This window comes from Rhizobium sp. CCGE531 (genome assembly GCF_003627795.1).
In the GTDB taxonomy this organism is placed as follows: Bacteria; Pseudomonadota; Alphaproteobacteria; order Rhizobiales; family Rhizobiaceae; genus Rhizobium.
In genome coordinates, this window is record NZ_CP032685.1 from 1,084,744 (window position 1) to 1,107,915 (window position 23,172).

A 23,172-nucleotide genomic window follows, 5' to 3' on the forward strand; every position below is an offset into this window, starting at 1 on the left:
ATCAATGGACAATGACTAGAGCAGGATTATATGGCACGCACGCGCGCAGTTGATTTCGAGGAAAAGCAGCGTGGCATTTTGGCAAGCGCGGCAGCGGTCTTTGCCGAGGTGGGCATGGAGAAGGCGTCCATGTCGATGATCGCTTCGCATGGCAACGTCTCGAAAGCTCTGCTCTATCACTATTATCCCGGCAAGGACGCGCTGATCTTCGACATCGTGCAAACACACCTGACGGAGCTGGAAAGCGCGATCGAAACGGCGGATCGCACCGATGTTACGCCGCAGGAGCGGCTGCGCCTGCTCGTGAAAGCGGTGCTGAAGAACTATGAAGGCGCCGACAATGAACACAAGGTACAGCTCAACGGCACGCATGCCCTATCGCAGGAGCAGCTGGCGGAATTGCGGATGATCGAACGGCGGATCGTCAAGCGTTTCTCCACAGTCATCGAGAACCTCAACCCGGATCTCAACAAGAACAGGCCGTTGCTGATGCCGGTCACCATGTCGCTCTTCGGCATGATGAACTGGGTCTATATGTGGTTCAGGCCCAATGGGCCGATCACCCGCGACGAATATGCCGATATTGCCGCCACCCTCATCCTCGAAGGGGTCAAGGCCGTCCGCTAAGGCTGGTCACTCGCCAGGCTTCATCCTTTCGAGAATAAGCGGATCATATTCCGGCGCGCGAATGCGGCGTCGATCCGGTTCGGGCGCGGGCAGCGGTTCCACGGCCACCAGCTTCTCCTTCGCCTCCAGCGCCAGGCGCTGATAGATGGCGGTGCCCTGGCGCTTCCAAGCGATCTCCTCCGGTGTCAACTCGCGCACGACACGCGCCGGCGAACCGATGGCAAGGCTGTTTGCCGGGATTTCGGCGCCGGCCTTGACGAAGGCCATGGCGGCCACGATGGCATTCTCGCCGATGACGGCCTCGTCCATGATGACGGCGTTCATGCCGACCATGGCATTGGCGCCGATGCGGCAGCCATGCAGCACCGCGCCGTGGCCGATATGTCCCGCCTCCCCGATCATAACTTCGAGATTCGGGAAACTATGCACGACGCAGGTCTCCTGCACATTCGAGCCGCGCTCGAGCACGATGCGCCCGAAATCTCCCCGCAGCACGGCGCCCGGCCCGACATAGCAGGCAGGGCCGACAATGACGTCGCCGATGACGGTTGCGGCCGGATGCACGAAGGCAGCCGGATCGATGACCGGGATCACGCCGTCATAGGAATAGATCTGCGCCATTCAGTCGCCTCCCAATCCTTCCACGTCGCGCCCAGTCTCCGCCACCGCATCAAGCCGCTGCGCGAATTCGCGACGTAACGTCCGGCGAAGCTGGGCGGCCTTGTGCCGTCGGATATCGGCCGGCGTCACCGGCACCAGTTCGGGCACGCGGACCGGACGGCCGGCCTCGTCGACGGCGACCATGGTGAAATAACAGGAATTGGTGTGGCGGCGCTGACCGGACCGAATGTTTTCCGCCTCGACCCGGATGCCGACTTCCATCGAGGTGCGGCCGGTATCGTTGATCGAGGCGCGGAAGGTGACCAATTCGCCGACCTGGATCGCTTCCTTGAACAAGACCTGATCGACCGATAGCGTGACGGCATATTGCTTGGAATAGCGCGACGCGCAGGAAAAGGCGACGCGATCGAGCAGATTCAGTAGGGCGCCGCCGTGCACCTTGCCGCTGAAATTCGCCATGTCCGGCGTCATCAGCACGGTCATTTCCAGGCGATGCGGGTCTTGCTCGATTGTCGTCATGCGCTCACTCTCTCGTTTTCGCCACCATCGTCAGCACGTCATATTGCGCGACGACGGCATCCAGCTGGTTCGTTACCTTGCAATCCCAACGCACCTCGCCATGCTCGGCATTGATGCGGGGATTGATCTCCTTGCAGGTCAACTGCACCTTAAGCGTATCACCCGGATTGACCGGTGTCAGGAAGCGCAGATTGTCGACACCGTAATTTGCCAGAACCGGGCCGGGAGCCGGATCGACGAAGAGGCCGGCGGCGAAAGAGACGATGAGATAGCCATGCGCGACACGGCCGTCAAAGAATGGATTGGCCTTGGCGGCCGCCTCGTCCATATGGGCGTAGAAGGTGTCGCCGGTGAAACTGGCGAAGTGCTCGATATCCTCGAGCGTGACCGTGCGCGTGACGGTGATGAGCTGATCGCCGATCTTCAGCTCGGCGAGCGATTTGCGGAACGGATGCTCGCTGCTGGTGCGGGTGTCCGCACCATCCATCCAGCGCCCCGTCACGGCCGAAAGCAGGCGCGGCGTGCCCTGCACGGCGGTGCGCTGCATATAGTGCTTCACGCCGCGAATGCCGCCCAGCTCCTCGCCGCCGCCGGCGCGGCCGGGGCCGCCATGGACGAGGCCCGGCAAGGGCGAGCCGTGACCGGTGGAGCTCCTGGCGCTGGCGCGATTGCCGATCATCACGCGGCCGTGGAACGGCGCAAGGCCGAGAACGACGTCCTCGGCGAAACGGGGGTCGTTGGTGAAGACGGAGGCCACGAGGCTACCCTTGCCGCGGCGCGCCAGATCGACCGCCTCTTCCGCGGTATCATAGGGCATGACGGTGCTGACCGGGCCGAAGGCTTCGACATCGTGAACGGCCCGCGCCGAGCCCGGCTTGTCGCAATAGAGCAGAACCGGATTGAGGAAGGCGCCGGCCTTTGCGTCGCCAGACGTGACGCTCGGATTATCGGGATCGCCGCCGACGATCTCCGCATCGGCTGCGAGGTCGCGGATGCGCGCCCGCACTTCCTCGCGCTGGTCGAGGCTCGCGAGCGGCCCCATGCGAACAGTCTCGTCGGCCGGATTGCCGATCGCCGTCTTGCCGAGGCGATCGTTCAAGGCTGATATCAGCGCTTCGCTATAGGCCCGGGGCACGATGACACGGCGGATCGCGGTGCATTTCTGGCCGGCTTTGACGGTCATCTCGCGGGTGACTTCCTTGACGAAGAGGTCGAATTCCTCCGTGCCGGGTGCTGCATCAAGGCCGAGAACGGCCGCGTTGAGGCTGTCGGCCTCCATGGTGAAGCGCACGGAATTCGCAATGATCGCCTTGTGCGTCTTCAGACGCTGGCCGGTCGCCGCCGACCCAGTAAAGGTCACAACATCCTGGCCTTCGACATGGTCGAGGAGATCGCCGACCGAGCCGCAGACGAGCTGCAGCGCGCCTTCCGGCAGCAGGCCGGTCTCGATGATGCGGCGAACCATGAGTTCGGTAAGATAAGCCGTCTGGCTGGCCGGCTTGACGATGGCGGGAACGCCGGCGAGCAAGGTCGGCGCGACCTTTTCCAGCATGCCCCAGCAGGGGAAGTTGAAGGCGTTGATATGGATGGCGACTCCCTGGAGCGGGCTTAGGATATGTTGCGCGGAAAAACTCCGATCCTTGGAGAGTTGCTCCACATCGCCATCGAGCAGCACGCGCGCATTCGGCAGCTCGCGCCGGCCCTTGGAAGCATAGGAAAGCAGGGTTCCGATGCCGCCTTCGATATCGACCCAGCTATCCGCCCGCGTGGCACCCGTTGCCGTCGAGAGCGCGTAGAATTCTTCCTTCCTATCGAGCAGGGCCTGCCCGAGCGCCTTCAGCATCGCGGCGCGCTCATGGAAGGACATCCGTCGCAGCGCCGGACCGCCCTTGTCGCGGCCATGCGCCAATGTCTGCTTGAAATCGATGCCCGAGGAGTCGATTGACGCGACAGGCGCGCCGGTCGACGCGTCGAGCAACGGTACGCCTTCCCTGGCGCCGGCGACCCAGGTGCCCCCGACATAGCTTTCAAGCCGGCGCGGCTGCTTTGCCATGATGTTCATTTCGTCATCCTTTCAAGTCAGACTGAGCGCAGACAGCTGCGCATCGACCTCGGCCTGCCATTCGGCAAGCAATGTCTCGTTGGGCGTGTGGCGCAGGCCAAAGCGCGACAATGTCTCGAAGCGGGTCGAACCGGCATGGCCGAAGCTCGCAGCAACGCGGGGGTACCAGTAAGCGACCGAAGCCCTCGCCTTCGCCCGCCCTTCGTCATCGGCGATGATGTGGGCAAGACCGGCCGCGCCGAGCTCCGCATGGCGCTTTTCGCGCGGCAGGATGGCGCGGAAGACTTCGGCGAGCGGCTGATAGGAGACGCGCACCTGTTCCTCCAGCTGTACGACGCTGGCAGCGCCCATCAAAACATTCATGACGACTGCGTCCACCCAGCCTTCAAGGGGATAGTGGAACACGGAGAGCCGCATGTCGCCGCCCTGCCTGGCGGCGCCGATATCGGCATCGCGGGAAAGCCGCACCGCCCAGGGATGATGGACGGCATAGCGGCCGCCGTCGACGCCGAAAGTCTCCATGATCCTCAGGACCTGGCCGGCATGGTCGGCCTTTTCCAGCACGATGCGCGCGGCGGAAATGCGCTCTTGAATCCCAGGCGCATCATTGATGATATCGGCAAAGCCGGCGGAACCGGCCAGTTCGCTATCGACGAAGCTCGCCATCAATCGCAGCAATTCGCCGCGATAGCGGGGAGGCACGTTGTCGGGTGAGGACAGCATACCGCCCTCCTCCAGATATTGCTCGATCGGCATTGTCTCGGACATCTCGTTCCTCCCTTCGACGCGGCTCTATTGATCGTAGCTGACGACGATGCGGTCGGTGAGCGGGTGGCACTGACAGGTCAGCACATAGCCCTGGCGCACCTCGTAATCCTCGAGCGCGTGATTGACCTCCATCTCGACCTCCCCTTCCAAAACCTTGGCGCGGCAGGTGGAGCAAACGCCGGCCTTGCAGGCGTAGGGCACGTCCATCGCGTTTTCGAGCGCCGCGTCGAGCAGGCACTGGCCGTGCTTGGGAAACTTGAAGACACGCGTTGCGCCATCGAGCGTGACGGTCGCCTCGCAGCTCGCTTCATGATCGGCGGTGGCTGTGCTTTCCACCTTGCGGCGGGCGCGGCCGGGCTGCGAGGAGGCGAAGAGCTCGAACTTGATCTGGTCGTCGCGCATGCCGTGCTCGCGCAGCGCCGCGGCGATCGCCAGCATCATCGGCTCAGGGCCGCAGATAAAGGCGGTGGCGACCGATTTCACATCGATCCAGCTCTTGAACAACGCCTTGCATTTTTCCGCGTCGATCCGCCCCGTAAAAAGATCGATCTCCTGCGCCTCGCTTTCGAGAATGTGCAATATCGACAGGCGGCCGAGATAGAGGTTCTTCAGATCGTCCAGTTCCTCGCGGAACATGATCGAGCTGACCTGCCTGTTGGCATAAACCAGCGTGAAGACGGAGCGCGGCTCGCGGGCAAGCACGGTCTTGATGATCGAGAGAACCGGCGTGATGCCGCTGCCGCCAGCAAAGCCGAGGTAGTGCTTCGACACTTCCGGCTCCAGCGCGGTGAAGAAGGCGCCCATCGGCGGCATGGCTTCCAGCGTGTCTCCGGCTTTCAGGTTTTCATTGATCCAGGTCGAGAAGCAGCCGCCATCCACGCGTTTGATGCCGACCTTCAGCACGCCTTCGTCCTTGCCGGCGCAGATCGAATAGGAGCGGCGCAGCTCCTCGTCCTCGAACTGGCGGCGGAAGGTGAGATATTGGCCCTGCGTGAAATCGAAGACAGCCCGATCTTCTTCGGATGGCGCAAGCGTGACGACGACTGCATCGCGCGTCTCGCGGCGCACATCGGTGACGGTCAACGGATGGAAACGTGCCATGGATGCGGGGCCTCGTCCTTTTAGGGTCAAATGCACTTGAAGTAATCGAACGGCTCGAGACAGTCGGTGCAACGATAGCTCGCCTTGCAGGGCGTTGAGCCGAACTGGCTGATCTTTTCCGTAGCTGTCGATCCGCAGCGCGGACAGGCGATGGTGAGGTTGGAGCGGCCGGCAAGCCGGTCGATGCGCTTCATCAAAACGCCATCGGCGGCCGTGCCATCGATCGGCGGGGCAATGCCGTAGGCGCGCAGCTTCTCTCGGCCCTCGGCACTGATCCAATCCGTCGTCCAGGCGGGTGACAACCGGCGCTCGAGGCGCACCCGGTCGAGGCCCTTCTCGGCCAGCACCCGCTCGATATCGAGATTGATCACCGTCGTGGCGGGACAGCCCGAATAGGTCGGCGTCACCGTGACAACAAGCGTATCGTCCTGCCAGCCGACGTCGCGGATGATGCCGAGATCGATGAGCGAAATCACCGGAATTTCCGGGTCCGGCACCTCCGACAGCCAGTGCCAGACGTCATCGACGGAAGGATGGAGTGCGGTCGCCATCCCCGCCTCCTACCAGGTCGCGCCCGGATAGGCGCGCTGCAGGAATTGCATCTCGGTAAGGATATAGCCGAGATGCTCGGTGTGGACGCCGCGCCGGCCGCCTTTGTGCATGTAGCCGTCGGCGGGCTTCTTCAACGTGCCTTCGGTCAGCGCCTCGGCGACGATCTCGTCCCACCCGGCCTTGAGGCTCTGCGGTGCCGGAATGATGCCGGCCTCCACCAATTCGGCGTCCAGCGCATCGCTCATGAACATCTCGCCGGTGAAGGGCCAGAGATCGTCAAGCGCGTCCTGCATGCGGCGATGGCTTTCGGCCGTGCCGTCGCCAAGGCGGATGACCAGATCGCGGCTGCGATCGAGGTGATAGGAGACTTCCTTGAAGGCCTTTTCAGCAATCTCGGCGACGCGTCGGTCGGTCGAGCCTTTCAATGCCTTGAGCAGCAAATAATGCCAGGCGTCATGGAGGAATTGCCGCATCAGCGTCTTGCCGAAATCGCCGTTGGGGCGCTCGACGAGCAATATATTGCGGAATTCGAAACCATCGCGCAGATAGGCAAGATCGTCGGCCGAGCGGCCCTTGCCTTCCACCTCGCCCGCTAGACCAAGCCAGAGCTGCGCCTGGCCGATGAGGTCGAGCGCGGTGTTGGCGAGCGCAATATCCTCCTCCAGCGCCGGCCCGCGGCCGCACCATTCGGAAACGCGATGGCCGAGGATCAGCGTGTTATCGCCGATGCGAACCAAGAATTCGAAGAGAACGGCCCGGTCGACCGCCGGCTCAAGGGCAGCGGTCGCCATCACATATGCCCCACTTCATCCGGAATGTCGAAGAAGGTCGGATGACGATAGACCTTCGAATTGGAGGGGTCGAAGAGCGGACCCTTCTCCGAAGGCGCGCTGGCGGTGATCTCGGAAGACCGCACCACCCAGATGCTGACGCCCTCGTTGCGGCGGGTATAGACATCGCGTGCATTGTTAACAGCCATCTCGGCATCAGGCGCATGCAGGCTGCCGACATGACGATGGTTAAGGCCGTGCTGACCACGGATGAAGACTTCCCAAAGCGGCCATTCACTGGACATGTTTCTCACTCCCTGAACTTTCGGGCCTTCTATTCGGCGGCAGCCTTTGCGGCGGCGTGGCGCTCGGCCGCTTTCTCGGCATGCGCCGTCAGGCCGTCGCGGAACCACGCACCGTCATCCCAGGCCTGCCTGCGGGCGTTGAGACGCTCTGCATTGCAGGGGCCGTTGCCGGCGATCACGTTGAAGAACTCTTTCCAATCCGGCTCGCCGAAATCGTAGCCGCCCTTTTCCTCGTTCCATTTGAGGTCGGGATCGGGGACGGTCAGACCGAGATACTCGGCCTGCGGCACGGTCTGGTCGACGAATTTCTGCCGCAGCTCGTCGTTGGAATTCTGCTTGATCTTCCAGGCCATCGACTGGGCAGAATGGACGGAGGCATCGTCAGAGGGGCCGAACATCATCAACGACGGCCACCACCAGCGGTTCAAAGCATCCTGCACCATGGCCTTCTGCGCCGGCGTGCCTTTCACCATCTTCATCAGGATGTCGAAGCCCTGGCGCTGATGAAAGCTTTCTTCCTTGCAGATGCGGACCATGGCCCGGGAATAGGGACCGTAGGAACAGCGCTGCAGGGGCACCTGGTTCATGATCGCCGCGCCATCGACCAGCCAGCCGATGGCGCCGATATCGGCCCAGGTCAGTGTCGGATAGTTGAAGATCGAGGAATATTTGGCCTTGCCGGAATGCAGCTGCTCATACATCTCGTCGCGGCTGATGCCGAGCGTCTCGGCGGCACAATAGAGATAGAGGCCGTGGCCGGCTTCGTCCTGCACCTTGGCAAGCAGGATCGCCTTGCGCTCCAGCGTCGGTGCGCGCGTGATCCAGTTGCCCTCCGGCAGCTGGCCGACGATTTCGGAATGGGCGTGCTGGCTGATCTGGCGGATCAAGGTCTTGCGATAGCCTTCCGGCATCCACTCCTTCGGCTCGATCTTCTGGCTCGCATCGACGCGCTCCTGAAAGGCGCGCTCCTGGGGGTCCATCTCGTCGAGGGAACGGATGCGCGCGCCATCGGTTTTCACCATCTGTGCATACATTGATCTTCCTCCGCCCTAGCGCGCCCGGCGCGCTCACCTCAGCCAAGCCGAGGCTTCACGGCATCGCCAGTATAGGCCTGTTTCACGCTCTCCTCCACGAAACATCGATCCGACGGTAAGCGCAATTAACCGACCGATCGGTCATTGTATTAGCATGTGATATGTCACAGTACAAATAAATTTTTCGAGTTTTCTGTGACATTCAATATCATGAAAGCACGCTGCGAGGCGGCAACTTCGCTATGTCACTGAGCGGATTGATCTTTCAGCGGGACTTGAGGTGATCGAGCCGATTTTGGCTTGCGGGCGTCGTCTCTCGAAGCTTGCCTGACCCGTTCACGAAACGGCGACCGACATGGCCGTCAGCCTTTCTTGACAGGCGCAAATAAAGGTCGGCAAACAGCCGCCGCGCCTCCTCGCCCGGCCAATCGGCCGGGAGGGCGGACTTGGGAAGATGCGGCTCGCGCAGCATGATCAGGCGGTATTGATGGACAAGAAGCAGCCGCGCGATCAGGCAATCGAACGGTGCCAGAGCCGCACAATCGCCGACGCGCTGCGAAAACGCGCCGAAGCGGACTACGAATTCATGATAGGCTTCCGCGAAGCGTGGCAGGTTCCAAGCCTCTTCCGCAAGCTCCTTCAAAGCGCCATTCTCGGTCGCAAGCTCGGCGTTGAAGATAACGACGCGACCCGGCAGGGGTGGTGCGGGGTGCGTTCCCATCGCAAGACGGGGGCTGAGCCTGGCAAAGCCGTCCCGCTCGAGACCCTGCATGATCTCCTCCGGAGCGGGGCCATTGATCAGGACGAATTGCCACCGGACGGCAGGCTCAGGCCCATAGAAGAGACTGGCGGCTTCGGTGAACTCTGCTTGAGCGGCATCCGTCAGCCTATAGTAGCTGCGGCGTCCTTCCCGCTCCCCGGCGAGCTGGCCGGCCGTAACCAGTCGCGACACGGCGGTTCGCACCAGCGTCTCGGTGATGCCGACGCTCTTGCATGTCTCGATAAGGTTGCCGATCCACACGACCCCGCCCCGCGGCTCGACGACGTCGCCGTAAATCGTGACGATGAAACTCGCCGCCTTGATGGGCAGATCGACGAGAAGCGCCGCGACCGCTTCGTTCAAATCATCGCCGAGTTTGACGTTATCAACCGACAATCCAACCCTGCTCCGCATCTGCAATCGTGAAAGTCTATTAGCGTGAGATGCTCACCATGTTCAAGGCGAGCGCAGCCAGAGGCTTCTATCGTGTGACATTCGTCGGCAGCGCGGTGGTGTATTTGACGCATTTCAGCGAGAAGTGCGACGACGAACTCAATACGGCCTCATGGGTCAGGATTCCCCGCATCAAAAGCCCTTCATATTCCCGGACATCGGCAACGACTGCGCGGATGAGATAATCCCACTCCCCCGACATGGAATAGCATTCGAGCACTTCGCGATAGCTTGCGATGAATTGCTCGAAATCACGGCGTGTCGCGGGATCATGGGTCTTCATCTTGACCTGGCAAAAGACGTTGAGACCCTTGCCGATCTTGTCGGGATCGACGAGGCGGACTGTCCTGCCGAGCACGCCGGCGCTCTCCAGCGCCTTTATTCTTCGCCAGCAGGAGGCGGGCGACGCGCCGACCTTCTCGGCCAGCGCCGCCTGGCTGATATCGCCCTCTTCCTGCAGCACACGAAGGATCGCCCTGTCGACGTGATCGAGGTTGAAATCTTCCATTCAAAAATCCGTCATTTCTGAATTAAAACTATCAAATACTAGGTCAATTCCTATGAGATTGAAAGGAATAACGCGGCCGCTTGAATTAGAATCATGCGACCGGATGCAGGAGGAGCAAATGGCCCAACTGGCGATAAGAAAGCATGAGCGCAACGCGCCTGACGACCGTATCGACTGGCGCAAGGTGGCCCGCCTCGTCCATCTTTCAAGGGCCCTCGATGAGCTGGAAGAGAAGCGTCTCGTTCCGGAAAAGAAGGTTCTCTACCAGTTTTCCGCCCGCGGCCACGATATGGCGCAAATCCTTCTCGGCACGCAGCTGACCGGCCTGCACGACGCGACCTGCGGCTATTATCGCTCGCGGCCGCTTCTGCTTTCGCTCGGCGTCGATCCTGCCGATGCGCTCGGCTCGGCCATGGGGCGCGCCGGCGGCTATTCCGACGGTCGCGATATCGGGGTGGTGTTCAATTATCCCAACCTCTCCGGCGCATCGGCGCTGCCGATGTGCGGCGGTGTTGGAGCGCAATACACGCCGACTGCCGGCTGGGCGCAGGCGATGAAATATTACGCGACCACTTTGGGGCGCAAAGAGTATGCGCTAGACATCGGCGTCGTCCTCGGGGGCGACGGCTCAGTCGCCTCAAACGGCTTCTGGGCTGCACTAAGTGCCGCAACGACGCAAGCATTGCCGATGCTGTTTTTCATCGAAGACAATGGCTTTGGCATCTCGGTTCCTTCAACTGTGCAGACCCCAGGCGGAAATATCGCGGCCAATCTCGCCAGCTGGAAAAACCTCACAATATTCGATGGCGACGGCTGCGACCCAGCCGAGGCTGCACATCTCGTACGGGATGCGGTCTCCTTCGTTCGCGAAGAGCGCAAGCCCGCTCTCTTGCGGCTGACGGTTCCGCGGCTCGAGGGCCACAGTTTTCAGGACACGCAGACCTACAAGAGCGAGGAAACCGTGAGGCGCGAATGGGAACGCGATCCCCTCCCGCGCCTCAAGGATTTTCTCGTCCCCACCGTGATGACGATTGGGGAATGGACCGCCAGTGAGATCGAGGCTCGCGATACGGCCGAAAGCGCCCGCGCAACCGCCGAGGCACGGCCGGTTGCGGACCCCTCCTCGGTGACCCGCCATGTGTTCTTCGACGGCGACATGCAGACGATGGGCGGCCAGCATCCCAGCGGATATGTGCCTCCGGCGACAACGGATGAGCCTGAGACCTCCGGCCCGCGCATCAACATGGTCACCGCCATCCGCAGAACGCTCGAGCACGAGATGTCGATCAATCAGCGCGTCGTCATGTTCGGCGAGGATATCGGCCCCAAGGGCGGTGTCCATGCCGTGACCCTTGGAATGCAGGAAAAATTCGGCGGCGAGCGGGTTTTCGATACCTCGTTGTCCGAAGAGGGGATCATCGGCCGCGCCGTCGGCATGGCGCTCGCCGGGCTCGTGCCCATCCCCGAAATCCAGTTCCGGAAATATGCCGAGCCGGCCACCGAACAGCTGAACGACTGCGGCACCATCCGCTGGCGCACCAACAACCGGTTTGCCGCCCCCGTCGTGGTGCGCATGCCCGGCGGCTTCTTCAAATGCGGAGATCCCTGGCACAGCCAGACCAATGAAGTGGCCTTCGTCCATCAACCCGGCTGGAAGGTCGCCGTTCCCTCGAATGCTAGGGATGCCGTCGGCTTGTTGCGCACGTCGATCCGCGGCAACGATCCGGTCATCTTCTTCGAACACAGGGCCATGCTCGATCATGCATGGGCGCGCCGCGCCTACCCCGGCGACGATTTTGTGCTGCCCTTCGGTAAGGCAAAGCTGACACGGGCCGGCAGCGATATCACCATCATTACCTGGGGCGCCATGGTGCACCGCTGCGAGGAAGCAGCCGAGGGCATCTCCGCCGATGTCATCGATCTCCGCACGCTGATGCCCTGGGATCAGGGGGCTGTGCTTGCCTCGGTCACCAAGACGCACCGCTGCCTCATCGTCCATGAGGATCTCGAAGCCGCGGGCTTTGGGGCCGAGATTGCTGCTGTCATCGCAGACAAGGCATTCATGGATCTCGATGCCCCGGTCTCCCGCCTGACCATGCCCGATATCCCGAGCCCGCATAACCCCATCCTATTGGAATGGGCCGTGCCTTCGACGGAACGGATCGCCAAGCGCATCGCCGAAATCCTGGAGTTCTAGGGATGACGAATACCGTCGAGATCACGGCTCCGATCGAGCAGGAAGGCACGAAGGCAGTCGTCCGCAACTGGCTGAAGCGCATCGGCGATCATGTCAGGGAAGGCGATGCGCTCGTCGAACTGGAAACAGACAAGGTGACCCAGGAGATCGCGGCGCCTTGCGACGGTATCTTGAGCGAAATCTCCATGACGGATGGCGATGACGCGGCACCGGGGGCGATCCTGGGACGAATGAGCGTCGACGCGATTAGCATTGCAACGGAACAGACTGCTGCTCCGCTGCCGATGCGGCCGGCCTCGACCGTGGCCGCCTCCAGCTATTACTCGCCTGCCGTTCGCAGGGCCGCCGAAGAATACGAGATCGATCCCGCCTCCCTGAAAGGCAGCGGCAAGGGCGGTCGCGTCACGCGCGCCGATATGGATCACGCGCTGGAAGCCAGCAAGTCCCATCCAGCCGCTCCGGTATCGCAACATGTCGCGGTCGAGCAACCTTTCCCGGCGACTCCCGTAGACGGCAAATCACGGACGGTGCCCCATTCGGCGATGCGGCTTGCGATCGCAAGGCACATGGCCGAATCCCTTGCGACGGCGCCTCAAGTCACCGCGGTTTTTGAAGCGGATTTCACGGCGATCATGCGCCATCGCGAGCGCCACAAGGACCGCATGAAGGCCGAAGGCGTAAACCTGTCCTATACCGCCTACTTCGTGGCGGCCTCCGTCGCGGCCATGAAGGTGGCGCCGGAGGTCAACAGCCAGTGGCACGATGACAGTCTCGAGATATTCGAGGACGTCAATATCGGCGTCGGCATCGCATTGGGCGACAAAGGCCTGGTCGCGCCGGTGATCCGGCAGGCGCAGGATCTTCCGCTTGAAACGATTGCCGCCCGCCTCCAGGATCTGACGAACAGGGCGCGATCCAATGCGCTTAAGGGCGACCAGCTCAAGGGTGGAACCTTCACGATCTCAAATCACGGGGTTTCCGGCTCGCTGCTGGCATCGCCCATCATCATCAACCAGCCGCAATCGGCGATACTCGGCGTCGGCAAGCTGGAAAAGCGTGTCGTCGTGCGGGAGGTCGATGGCGTCGATACCATCCAGATCCGCCCGATGGCCTATGTCTCGCTGACGATTGACCACCGCTCCCTGGACGGCCACCAGACGAATACGTGGTTGACGGAATTCGTGCGGGTCCTGCAGGATTGGCCTCAATAGGTGAACGGAGGAACCAATGAACAAGACGACGTTTTTCGATAGTCTTTCGGAGCAGAAGCCCGATCCGCTGCTGGAATTGATTGCCAAGTTCGCTGCCGATCCGAGACCCGGAAAGATCGATCTCGGCGTCGGCGTCTATCGCGATGAAACGGGCCGCACCCCGGTCATGAAGGCCGTCAAGGCGGCCGAGCATTACCTTTGGGAAACGCAAGGATCCAAATCCTATATCGGCCCGGAGGGAGACCCTGCTTTCCTGCGGACGCTGGCTCTCGAAACCTTCGGCGAGCGCCATGGCGGCAGGCGGCTCGCCGGAATTCAGACGCCGGGCGGCACCGGCGCCCTGCGCCTGGCTGCGGAATTGCTTGCGCGCGACAAGCGGCGGAAGATCTGGATCGGCACACCGACATGGGTCAACCATCAGGCGATCTTTGCCGCAGTCGGCCTTCAGGCCGAAACCTATCGTTTCTTTGATATCAGCAAGCAGGCCGTTCTCATCGACGACATGCTGACAGCCCTGCGGAACGCCGCACCCGGTGACGCGGTGCTGCTGCAAACGAGCTGCCACAATCCCACGGGCGCGGCTCTCTCACCGCAGAATTGGCGGGATATTGCCGACATCATCGCTGCCAAGGGATTGCTGCCCCTCTTCGACAACGCCTATCAGGGTCTAGGGCGCGGCCGGGTCGAAGATGCGGCCGGCATGATGGCGGTCATCGAAGCGGTCGGCGAAGCCATGGTTGCGGTATCCTGCTCCAAATCCTTTTCGCTCTATCGGGAGCGCACCGGCGCGGTCTATCTGTTCGCGGATCAGCAGGCATCGTTGAACAAGGGTATAGGCAATCTCGCGGGCTATGCCCGCACGAGCTACTCCATGCCGCCCGCGCACGGAGCGGCCATCGTTGCGACAATCCTCCAGGAGCCGTCCCGCCGCCAGCTCTGGGTGGATGAATTGAGCGACATGCGCATCCGCATGACGGAAATCCGCCGGGCGGCCGCAGAGGCCTTTAGTCGATTTCTTCCGGGGCTCGCCAATATGAACGCCCAGGAAGGCATGTTCTCCCTGCTGCCGATCTCTCCCGAAAATGTCCTGAAGCTCCGGGCCGAACATGGCATCTACATGCCGGACTCCGGAAGAATCAATGTTGCGGGCATGCGGGTCGAGGACGTCGCGTCCGTAGCCGAATGCATCGGCCCCTATCTGGCTTGAAAACGGGCCGAAGCAGTCAAGCGTTTCACAGAACCGCTAAACCGCTCTATCTTTGTTGTCTCGCAATTCCGGACGGAAAACCGCTGCGCACTTTTCCTGGAATTGCTTTAGCCGGCGACGATCTCTTCGAGCGCCATCGCCGCGCCCAGCAGCCGTTCATCCTGGTTCTTCGGAGCTGACAGCAAGAAGCCGACCGGCATGCCTGCTTCACCCGTGCCGCAAGGCAGAGATACGCCGCACCAATCAAGGAAGTTGCCGATCAAGGTATTGCGCAGCGTCCTGCCATTCACCTTCGCGAACAGCTCGTCATCGGTTTCCAGCGGCGTAAGCGCGGGCGCGACATGGGCGACCGTCGGACAGGCGATGAATTCGTTCGGCCCAAGCGATGCATCAACCTCCCTGATCAACTGCTCGCGCACCTTGAGCGTCTCCAGGTAACCGACCAGGGTGATCTTTTCGCCCAGGCGCGTGCGCGCCACGACACGCCGATCCATGGCGTCGGCCTCCGGTCCCGCCAGCCGGCGGTGATGCAGCGCGAAGGCTTCGGCGGTTGCCAGCGGCCCATTCTCGGCCATCACGTCGAACAGCTTTTCGAAGGCCGGAAACGCAGCCCGTCGTATCTTGACGCCAGCGGCACTCAAGCGCGCGAGTGTCGCCTCGAAAGAGGCAACGACACCGTCCTCGGCATTGTCCATGACGACATTCATCGGCACGACGATGGAAAGCCCAGCGGGGTCAGCAGGCTCGGCCTCGGGCACGAAACGACCGCGCATCGCGGCATCGACCCAGATGGCATCCTGAACGCTGCGGCATAGGGGCCCAAGCGAGTCGAGGCTGCTCGCCAGCGGAAAGACGCCGGCCATGCTGTAACGGCCGCGGCTTGCCTTGTAACCGACAAGGCCGTTGAAGGCTGAGGGTATGCGCACCGAGCCGCCTGTATCCGTGCCGATCGAAACCGGCACCAGACCGGCCGCGACGGCGACAGCAGAACCGGAAGACGAACCGCCCGGGATCCGCGCGACGTCCGGGGCCAGGGGATTGAGCGGCGTGCCGTAGTGCGGATTGAGGCCGAGGCCGGAAAAGGCGAATTCGCTCATATTGACCCGGCCGACGGCAATCATGCCCGCCGCCTTCAGCGCCTTGACGACATCGGCATCATCCTGGGCGGGCTCTGCATCCGCAAGCACGACCGACCCGGCGGTCGTCGGCAAGCCGGCGATTGCGAACAGATCCTTCCAGGCGACGGGAATGCCATCCAGCAGCCCGCGCGAACGCCCTTCCCGCAACCGTCTGGACGAAGCAGCCGCCTCCTCTTTCGCACGCGCCTCCAGCAGCCCTATGAAGATCGCCTGGTCCTTATGGGTCAGGATCGCATCCAGGCTCTCCTCGATCAGCGCAACCGGATCGAGGCTGCCGGACTGGATCAGCACCGACAATTGCGCGATCGATTTGCCGAGATGTGCCTGTGTCATTGACCTGCTCTCCTTAGCCGCCGACAAGCTGCATCCAGCGGCGCACCAGATAATTGTGTTCATCCATTGTCGTATTCCAGACGGCAATGCAATTGGCACGCTGCCAATAGGAGCCGCCGCTGCGGTGTCGAAATATGGGAGCCCTGTCGCGCGATGACGCCACATGGATCGACTGCGCCGAACCGTCATTGGACGAGCACGGGCTGCATGCAGCGCGCATCCGTCACCTTTATGTCGGCTTGACCGACACCGACGCCAAGAAGCCCGAGCAGATTGTAGAGGAGCTGATCGACAGGAGCGGTGACGGCAGACAGCGTATCGGCGACGGCTCCCAGCACCGCGCTCGGCGTGCCAAGGGTCAGGATGAGCACCTGGATGCTGATGTTGGCATTTTTCAAAAGTGATTGGACGGCCGATGTCAGGACAGTGCTGGTTGAAACGGTCTTGACGGTGCCGGCGGAAATTTCCGAGGGCTGAAAGGTCACGCGCGTCGGGCTCATATTGGCAATGTCGACCTGTGCGCTTGCGATCACCTTCAGAAGCAGGGAATCGACGATTGCCGCTGGAGTAACCCGTGGCTTGGAACCGAAATTCACGAAGGCCGAAGTATCGACGTCTCCAAGCGCGATCTCCGCCACGCCGGGCACGGCATCGATCCCGACGACGGCGTTCGGCATGCTGCCGCCAACGCAGCTTATCGAAGCAAGCTTGGCCTCCGCGGGCGCGATTTCGACATAGAGCGGCACCCTGATCTTCAATCCCGCAATCAGAGACAGACCGGTGACCGAAACTTCGATTGCCGCGCGGACCTGCGGCGTGCGAACGATGGTACCCGGCGCGCCCACGGCAGCGGCCGGTGTTTGTTGTGCGATCTCCCCGATCGCCAGCGTCATCTTCGTCGTCGCAAGACCGGGCACCGTGGCCCCGAGATCGAGGGCGATCTGCCTCTGTTGATTGGCTGCCATCGCGGTCGCGGAGATCAGGTCCATCACGCTGATCGTGGAGGTCAGGTTGGGCGCGGTTCCGACGACATCCGTATCCAGAGGACCGAGGTTCACAATATCCTGCAGCTTGACGGTCAACTTCGTGGTCCCCAGCGTCTTGCCCAGATTGTTGATGATGGTCACGACCGCAGGTGAAAGATTGGACGATTTGCCGAGCGCGCCGAGAATCTTGTCATAGGTGACATCGGTCGCCAGGAGCTGATTGTAGCTTACCCCCGTCAGCTTGAGATCCGTCGCCAACAGATTGAGGAAGCTCAGGAGGTTTACCTTCGCGCTGATGAGCGACTGATAGTCAACCAGATTGAGAGAGATCTGCGTTCCAAGGAGAGAACCCAGGAGCTTATTTAGAATGCCGCCGTTAAGACTGGCCAGCCGGGACCCGACAGAAAAAGCCGCCAGCCGCTCGCTGGAAGCAGTGCCCGTGGCGCTCAAGGTCGGCGGGTCGGCAAAAGCGGAGGCAAAAGGCATGACCGCCTTCTGGGTAAGCGTAACCCTCACTGAATCGGACGGGGAAGTCCCCAAGGTGAAGCGGTTTTCAGGTGCCACGGATGTGTCCGCCTTGTAGGACCCTAGAACCATATTGCCCAAGGTTTCATATTGGCCTGAAGTGGCTGCCGTAGCCGTAATCTGCCCGCTGGTCGTTATATAGCCGCTGCCCGATGCGACAGCGACCGTCGTACCGTTGCTCTGAAGATTGGTCAGGAGCGCGCTCCGGGCATTTGCGATATCGGCGGCAGCCGTGATCGCGCCGATATCGCTCAGCTGCTGCAGGCGCCGCTGCTGCAGCGTCATCATGCCGTAATCGATACCGAGGCCAAGGCAGTAGAGGATCAAGGGAGAGACAAGCGCGGTGGTCACCGCGACGTTTCCCCGCTTGTCTCTCAGAGAGGCGATCCGCCCGAGAAGCCCTTTCATCAAAGGCCTCCCAGCCGGATGGTCGAATAGCGGCGGATGGTGGAATCCGGCATCGCGAAAGTATAAAGGTTCCAGATCGGAAGATCGGATGCGTCGTAGGCGGCGCTCACGGTGAACTGGCTGGCGTTGGCCGGGTCCGTCGCGACGGTAACCGTCAGCTTGCTCTTGTTGATGAAGGCATCGTTGATCGTCGAGCGGGTGACAAAGTCCTGAACCAGCTGGCTTCGCTCATCGGACGACAATCCGGCGATCGCGGTACGCGCGGCATCGGCTGTCAGCTGCTGCAGGGAATGGGCTGCAGTGAGATAGATGCCGAAAGCAACCAGCGTCAGAAGCAGTAGGAAAAAAAGCGGCGCGATTAACGCGAATTCGACCGCTGCGGCCCCCTCTTTGTCCCTGCCGAAATGAGAAACACGATACATGGTCCTGTCTCCTTCAATCGGCCGCCATCTATGCGATGACGGTCGAGGAGACACTAGACTTTGGGCGTTAATTTTATATTTCTAAATAAGATATTTTCTAATATTATTACATCTTGAATATATTAGATACTTGATAAAATTCGCATTACTTCTTGATCGCCGCCACAAGTCATTCCCGAAGAACAGAGCCGTTGCCTTATCCTGGTCCCGTAACCCCTGGTTACGGCATCCGCCGCAATTTGCGATGACGGATGGGGTCATTTCTGCCCGCCCTGTTTGCGCAGCGAAACCTGCCGCAGTAACCCGCGCGGCGACGATCTACTTTTTCTTCGGCGCCAGTTCCCAGCCGCCTTGCAGGTTTTTTATAAAGCGGCGGTTTCCTTTGTAATAGGTCACGGCACCTGTCCGATCCACCTTGATCGACGTCGGCAGCGATTGCGTGACCGCCTTCAGCCGCTCGACCATGTCAAACGCTTCCTGTCTTTTTCCAGCGCGGATCAGCGCCATCAGCTTGGACTCTTGTTTCATCCTCTATACTCCCGTTGATGGAGGACTAGGGGTCGGCGGAGTGTGTGGTCCGTCAGTTGCTTTTTCATATGGATCGACCCGCTTGGCGTTGCATGAGCAGCGAACGCAGTGCCACGACCACCACGCAAACGCTGGAGACAAGAAAGATTGCGCCGGACATGGCGTAAATCGTTGGCGAAGCGCCGGCATTCATCTTGCCGAACAACACCACCGGCAACGTGTTTTGGCGACCGGCCAGGTAGAAGGCGCGCGTAAACTCGTTGAAGGACAGCAGGAACGAAAAGATGAAGGCGCTGACGAGACCCGGGCGGATCAAAGGCAGGGTAATATCCAGGAATTGCCGGAGGCGGCTCGCACCAAGATCGTCCGCCGCCATCAGATAGGTCCGCTTGACGGCGGCAAAGCTTGTCAGGATGACGATGAAGGCAAAAGGCATTGCCCACAGCAGATGGCCGGCAATGACCGTCAAGGCCGAAGCCTTCACGCCGGCGCGGCTGAGAACGGTCGATAGCGCCAGTCCCTGGATGACGCCCGGCACGAACATCGGCAGAAGCACCGTCAGGAACCACAGGCTGCGGCCGCGGTGCAACTCGCGATATGCCAGCGCCGCGCCGAGCGACAGCAAGGTCGCTATGATAGCCGTCGCAAGCGCGATGACGATCGATTGGCCGAGCGCGGCAACGAGGGCGCTTTCCGCTCCGAGCGCGAGATACCATTTCAGCGTGATGTCGGAAAAATGCGGCAGGCCCGGCTGCAGCGCCGGATTGAACGAGACGCCGAGCAGATAGAGCGGCGGCGCATAGATCACGGCGAGACCGATAACGGTCAGCGTCCAGATGACGATGCGCGGTGTCGTTCCCTCCCTGACGATCATTGGCCACGCTCCTCGAACAACGAGGAGAGGCCGAATATGGCGTCTCCTATCAGCACCAGCCCGAAGACGATGACGAGCATCAGTGTCGAGATCGCAAAGGCGAGTGGGAAATTGGCGACGCGCATGACGTCGTTGATCATCACGGACACGATCGATGCACCGGCGCCGCCGAGCATCTGCACTTCGGTCGACGAACCGGCGACCATGACGAAGACAAACAGGAACCCAGCGAAAACGCCTGAATAGGTCAGCGGCAGCAGCACGGTGCGCGCCATCGTCCAGAAGCCTGCGCCGAGATCGCGCGACGCCGCCAGGGCGATCGGATCGACGCGGCGCATCGACAGCAGCACGGGGAAGGTGGCGAACGGCAGATAGGAGGCGACAAGCCCGACGATGACGGCAAAATCGCTGAACAGCAGCCAGTCGAGCGGCGCGTCGGTAATGCCGGCCTGTTGAAGCAGCGTGTTGATGACGCCGGTGCGGCCAAGCAGCAGCCGCCAGGAAAAGGAGCGGATGAGATAGGATGTGAAAAATGGAATGGTAAGGAGAGCCGCGAGCAAAACCGATAGCCGGCGCCCGGCAAGAAAATACATCGCATAAGCGGTGGGATAGGCGATGACGAGGCAAATGCTGGCGGTCAGAAACGCCTTGCCGAGCGTCGACAGAAATACGCTCCAGCGTCCCGCTTCCAGAACGGCGCCATAGGCGGCGACGCTGAATTCCGGCTTGATCCAATAGGTCGCCGAGTCCCAGGCGCAGAAGCTCCAGACCACGACCAAAACGAGCGGCGCAAGGCCGAGCGCAAGGATCACCGCAAGCGGAGCAGCCAGCAATAGAACTGATGTCTTCATAGTCTAGTTCCGCTTCTGTCGGCGTTGATCCCATCGGTTCGGGGCCGGCCTGTCCTTGGACAGATGAGCCAGCCCCGGTCCATCGCGTTACATCAGGCGTTGCGCAGCTTCTGCCACCACTCCTCGTAGAGTTGGAAATTGTCCGGGCGGCAATTCTGCCAGTAGACCTTTCCAGAGAACTTGGCCTTCACATGGTCGGCGAGCTTGGCAACGTCGTCGGCCTTGTATTCGTCGGGATGGGCCTTGGCGTAGGCGAGATTGTTGTCGGTCGGCACGAGATAGCCGCGCGCCTTGCCCAGCTCGCAGCCATAGAGGCCGCCAAGCAATGCATCGACGAATTTATGGGCGGCCTCGGCCTTGCCACGCTCCGCGGCACCCTTGAGCAATACCGTGTTGTTGCCCCAGCCTTCATAGCCTTCGACGGGTGCGGCATATTCCACCTGAAGCCCGCGCTTGCGGCCTTCATAGACGATCGGCTCCCAGCCGGTCATGGCGTCGACTTCTTCGTTCGCCACCAGCTGGACGCCCTGCTCCCAGCCATTCCAGAAGGTCCGGAACTGCCCGTCCTTCTTGTGCTTGATCAGGAATTCCATGACGAGGCCGAGTTCGGATTCCGTCAGGTTGCCCGGCTCCTTGATCGGCTTGTTTTCGGCTTCCTTCAGATAGATGGCCGTGAAGATGGCGCTGTTGATCCAGGCGTCCTCCATCGCAACCCGGCCCTTGAGCTTCGGATCGAAAATGACGCCGTAGCTGTCGACTTTACCAAGCTTGTCGGGACGGTAGATGATGGAGTCGGCGTTGACGACGGTCGGGATGCCGTATTGCTTGCCTTCATGGGTCAAGGTCGGGATATCCTTGGCCCATTGCCAGATGCCGGCGAAATTCGGGATCTTGGAAACGTCCCAGGGCGCGATCAGCCCCTGCTTGGCAAGCTCCTTTTCGGCGCCGCCCTGAAAGCCGCCGACATCGAAAAGATCGTTGGCATTACCGGCGGCAAGGCGTGCTACGACCGGGCCGACATCGTTGCCGTTGTCGGTGAATTCTGGCGAAACGCCACTCTGGCGCGCAAATTCCTGCCATTTGTCGCCGATGTCGAGCGTCGCCGTGGCCCAGAATGCAACCGTTGCGTCATCAGCCATGGCCCGCGTCGCCGCCAACCCACCAAAGGAGAGCGCGGCCGCGCCGGCACCCATCAGTTTGAGCATGTCACGGCGCTGCATGTTGCTCCTCAAAGCGGAGGAGGCGAGATCTCTATCTTTGTTCATCGCGTCATTCCCTTCCCTCATTTTTCGCTTGTTTCAGCCATTCGGGTTCTACTCATCGCCTGCAGCCAGGGCCGGTATTCCGGAACGATCGATCAAGAGCGCAGCACCCGGCTTCAGACGCACGCGCACGCTTTCGCCCGGCAAGGGCGGGGTCGCGTCCGCGCTGGTCGTCAGCACCACACGCTGGCTGTCGGCGAAAGCGAGCGTAACGTCATGGCTGAGTCCGCGATAGATACTTTCGACAACCTTAAGTTCAATTGTTTCGGCCGCCATCGCGCCAACCGGGACAAGCTCAATTCGGTCGGGGCGGATTGCGACAAGGGCGTCGGCCGGCGGCGCCACGCCGGAAAAAGTCACGCTCAGCCGTTGGCCAGCGATGATAGCGACGGCCGTTTCGCCAGAAATCGCAATGTTTTCAGGCTTCAGAAGCGTATCGATACCGACAAAGCGCGCAACGAAAGCATTGGCGGGCGCCTCGAAGAAGCGCGCCGGCACATCGGTCTGCTCGATCCGTCCCTTGTGCATGACAGCCATGCGGTCGGAAAGGCTGAGCGCCTCGTCCTGATTGTGGGTAACGAGAATGAAGGTCGCGCCGGTGCGCTTGTGGAGCCGCCCGAATTCGTCGCGCATCTGCTGGCGCAGCCGCTCGTCAAGTCCGGTCAAGGGTTCATCGAGCAGGAGGATGCCCGGCTCCATGACGAGCGCGCGGGCGAGCGCGACGCGCTGGCGCTGGCCGCCCGAAAGAAGATCGACGTCGCGATCGGCAAAGCCGGAGAGCTCGACGAGGTCAAGGGCATTCTCGACCTTGGTTTTCAGCCCGGCACCGGCAAGCCCACGCAATTTCAGCCCGTAGCCGACATTCTGCGCAACATTCATATGCGGAAAGAGCCCGAGCGACTGGAAAACGGTATTGACCGGCCGGCGATTGGCCGGAACGCCGGCCATATCCTTTCCGTCGAAAAGTACGCGGCCCGAAGTCGGCTTGTCGAAACCGCCGATCAGCTTCAACAGCGAACTCTTGCCGCAGCCGGACGAGCCGAGCAGCGTAAAGAACTCCCCCGCCCGGATATCGAGCGTCACGTCGTCGACAGCACGCATCGGCCCGAAGCTTCTGACGATATGGTCGAGACTGATCGCAATCGCCAT

General features: G+C 61.4%; 23 protein-coding genes. 4 read left to right on the forward strand and 19 right to left on the reverse strand.

Annotated elements, in window-relative coordinates; translation table 11 throughout:
• The first annotated feature begins 30 nt into the window (after nt 1-30).
• On the forward strand, nt 31-627 hold the full coding sequence (locus CCGE531_RS24590) for a TetR/AcrR family transcriptional regulator (protein ID WP_120668628.1): 597 nt from the start codon (nt 31-33) through the stop codon (nt 625-627).
• 6 nt (nt 628-633) lie between these two features.
• Here the strand turns inward: CCGE531_RS24590 and CCGE531_RS24595 are convergent, their stop codons facing one another.
• From CCGE531_RS24595 to CCGE531_RS24645, 11 genes are all read right to left on the reverse strand, one after another.
• The gene (locus CCGE531_RS24595; protein ID WP_120668630.1) at nt 634-1,248 is read right to left on the reverse strand and encodes a transferase hexapeptide repeat family protein; all 615 of its coding nucleotides are present in this window, start codon (nt 1,246-1,248) and stop codon (nt 634-636) included.
• Nucleotides 1,249-1,767: an acyl-CoA thioesterase gene (locus tag CCGE531_RS24600; RefSeq protein ID WP_120668632.1), complete on the reverse strand. Its 519-nt coding sequence runs from the start codon at nt 1,765-1,767 to the stop codon at nt 1,249-1,251. It lies immediately after the preceding gene.
• A gap of 4 nt (nt 1,768-1,771) precedes the next feature.
• Nucleotides 1,772-3,829, reverse strand: coding sequence for a phenylacetic acid degradation bifunctional protein PaaZ (gene paaZ, locus CCGE531_RS24605; protein ID WP_120668634.1), 2,058 nt, complete (start codon nt 3,827-3,829; stop codon nt 1,772-1,774).
• A gap of 12 nt (nt 3,830-3,841) precedes the next feature.
• On the reverse strand, nt 3,842-4,597 hold the full coding sequence (locus CCGE531_RS24610; protein WP_120668636.1) for a Phenylacetic acid catabolic protein: 756 nt from the start codon (nt 4,595-4,597) through the stop codon (nt 3,842-3,844).
• A 24-nt stretch (nt 4,598-4,621) separates the two neighbouring features.
• On the reverse strand, nt 4,622-5,698 hold the full coding sequence (gene paaE / locus CCGE531_RS24615; RefSeq protein ID WP_120668638.1) for a 1,2-phenylacetyl-CoA epoxidase subunit PaaE: 1,077 nt from the start codon (nt 5,696-5,698) through the stop codon (nt 4,622-4,624).
• Nucleotides 5,699-5,724: 26 nt separating this feature from the next.
• Complete coding sequence (gene paaD, locus CCGE531_RS24620; RefSeq protein WP_120668640.1) at nt 5,725-6,249, reverse strand: 1,2-phenylacetyl-CoA epoxidase subunit PaaD; 525 nt, start codon at nt 6,247-6,249, stop codon at nt 5,725-5,727.
• 9 nt (nt 6,250-6,258) lie between these two features.
• A complete protein-coding gene (gene paaC, locus CCGE531_RS24625) occupies nt 6,259-7,041 on the reverse strand; it encodes a 1,2-phenylacetyl-CoA epoxidase subunit PaaC (RefSeq protein ID WP_120668642.1) in 783 nt (260 codons plus the stop codon).
• The gene (gene paaB / locus CCGE531_RS24630) at nt 7,041-7,325 is read right to left on the reverse strand and encodes a 1,2-phenylacetyl-CoA epoxidase subunit PaaB (RefSeq protein WP_120668644.1); all 285 of its coding nucleotides are present in this window, start codon (nt 7,323-7,325) and stop codon (nt 7,041-7,043) included. The genes paaC and paaB overlap by 1 nt, the downstream gene beginning before the upstream one ends.
• Nucleotides 7,326-7,354: 29 nt before the next feature.
• Nucleotides 7,355-8,359: a 1,2-phenylacetyl-CoA epoxidase subunit PaaA gene (gene paaA / locus CCGE531_RS24635; RefSeq protein WP_120668646.1), complete on the reverse strand. Its 1,005-nt coding sequence runs from the start codon at nt 8,357-8,359 to the stop codon at nt 7,355-7,357.
• Nucleotides 8,360-8,624: 265 nt separating this feature from the next.
• Nucleotides 8,625-9,515: a phenylacetic acid degradation operon negative regulatory protein PaaX gene (paaX, locus tag CCGE531_RS24640; RefSeq protein WP_120668648.1), complete on the reverse strand. Its 891-nt coding sequence runs from the start codon at nt 9,513-9,515 to the stop codon at nt 8,625-8,627.
• Nucleotides 9,516-9,600: 85 nt separating this feature from the next.
• Nucleotides 9,601-10,080 (reverse strand): Lrp/AsnC family transcriptional regulator, encoded by a 480-nt coding sequence (locus tag CCGE531_RS24645; RefSeq protein ID WP_120668650.1) that lies wholly within the window; start codon nt 10,078-10,080, stop codon nt 9,601-9,603.
• A 118-nt stretch (nt 10,081-10,198) separates the two neighbouring features.
• Between CCGE531_RS24645 and CCGE531_RS24650 the strand changes: the two genes are divergently transcribed.
• Genes CCGE531_RS24650 through CCGE531_RS24660 form a run of 3 tightly spaced genes read left to right on the forward strand, consistent with a single transcriptional unit; the run spans nt 10,199 to nt 14,695 of the window.
• Nucleotides 10,199-12,277 (forward strand): transketolase C-terminal domain-containing protein, encoded by a 2,079-nt coding sequence (locus CCGE531_RS24650; RefSeq protein WP_120668651.1) that lies wholly within the window; start codon nt 10,199-10,201, stop codon nt 12,275-12,277.
• Nucleotides 12,278-12,279: 2 nt separating this feature from the next.
• Nucleotides 12,280-13,488: a 2-oxo acid dehydrogenase subunit E2 gene (locus CCGE531_RS24655; protein WP_120668653.1), complete on the forward strand. Its 1,209-nt coding sequence runs from the start codon at nt 12,280-12,282 to the stop codon at nt 13,486-13,488.
• A gap of 16 nt (nt 13,489-13,504) precedes the next feature.
• Nucleotides 13,505-14,695 (forward strand): aromatic amino acid transaminase, encoded by a 1,191-nt coding sequence (locus CCGE531_RS24660; protein WP_120668655.1) that lies wholly within the window; start codon nt 13,505-13,507, stop codon nt 14,693-14,695.
• A 107-nt stretch (nt 14,696-14,802) separates the two neighbouring features.
• Here CCGE531_RS24660 and CCGE531_RS24665 read toward each other — a convergent pair whose 3' ends face one another.
• From CCGE531_RS24665 to CCGE531_RS24700, 8 genes are all read right to left on the reverse strand, one after another.
• Nucleotides 14,803-16,167: an amidase gene (locus CCGE531_RS24665; RefSeq protein ID WP_120668657.1), complete on the reverse strand. Its 1,365-nt coding sequence runs from the start codon at nt 16,165-16,167 to the stop codon at nt 14,803-14,805.
• Between the two features lie 185 nt (nt 16,168-16,352).
• Nucleotides 16,353-18,086 carry a pilus assembly protein TadG-related protein gene (locus CCGE531_RS24670; RefSeq protein WP_120668659.1) on the reverse strand — a complete coding sequence of 578 codons (1,734 nt, stop codon included), beginning with the start codon at nt 18,084-18,086 and terminating at the stop codon, nt 16,353-16,355.
• Nucleotides 18,086-18,508, reverse strand: a complete 423-nt coding sequence (locus CCGE531_RS24675) for a TadE/TadG family type IV pilus assembly protein (protein WP_120668661.1) — start codon at nt 18,506-18,508, stop codon at nt 18,086-18,088. The genes CCGE531_RS24670 and CCGE531_RS24675 overlap by 1 nt, the downstream gene beginning before the upstream one ends.
• Before the next feature lie 318 nt (nt 18,509-18,826).
• Nucleotides 18,827-19,015: a hypothetical protein gene (locus CCGE531_RS24680; protein ID WP_245459289.1), complete on the reverse strand. Its 189-nt coding sequence runs from the start codon at nt 19,013-19,015 to the stop codon at nt 18,827-18,829.
• Between the two features lie 85 nt (nt 19,016-19,100).
• Nucleotides 19,101-19,910: an ABC transporter permease gene (locus CCGE531_RS24685; RefSeq protein WP_120668665.1), complete on the reverse strand. Its 810-nt coding sequence runs from the start codon at nt 19,908-19,910 to the stop codon at nt 19,101-19,103.
• A complete protein-coding gene (locus CCGE531_RS24690) occupies nt 19,907-20,761 on the reverse strand; it encodes an ABC transporter permease (RefSeq protein ID WP_120668667.1) in 855 nt (284 codons plus the stop codon). Before CCGE531_RS24690 ends, CCGE531_RS24685 begins: the two co-directional genes overlap by 4 nt.
• Nucleotides 20,762-20,853: 92 nt before the next feature.
• The gene (locus CCGE531_RS24695) at nt 20,854-22,026 is read right to left on the reverse strand and encodes a substrate-binding domain-containing protein (protein WP_120668669.1); all 1,173 of its coding nucleotides are present in this window, start codon (nt 22,024-22,026) and stop codon (nt 20,854-20,856) included.
• 48 nt (nt 22,027-22,074) lie between these two features.
• Nucleotides 22,075-23,172, reverse strand: a complete 1,098-nt coding sequence (locus CCGE531_RS24700) for an ABC transporter ATP-binding protein (RefSeq protein ID WP_120668670.1) — start codon at nt 23,170-23,172, stop codon at nt 22,075-22,077.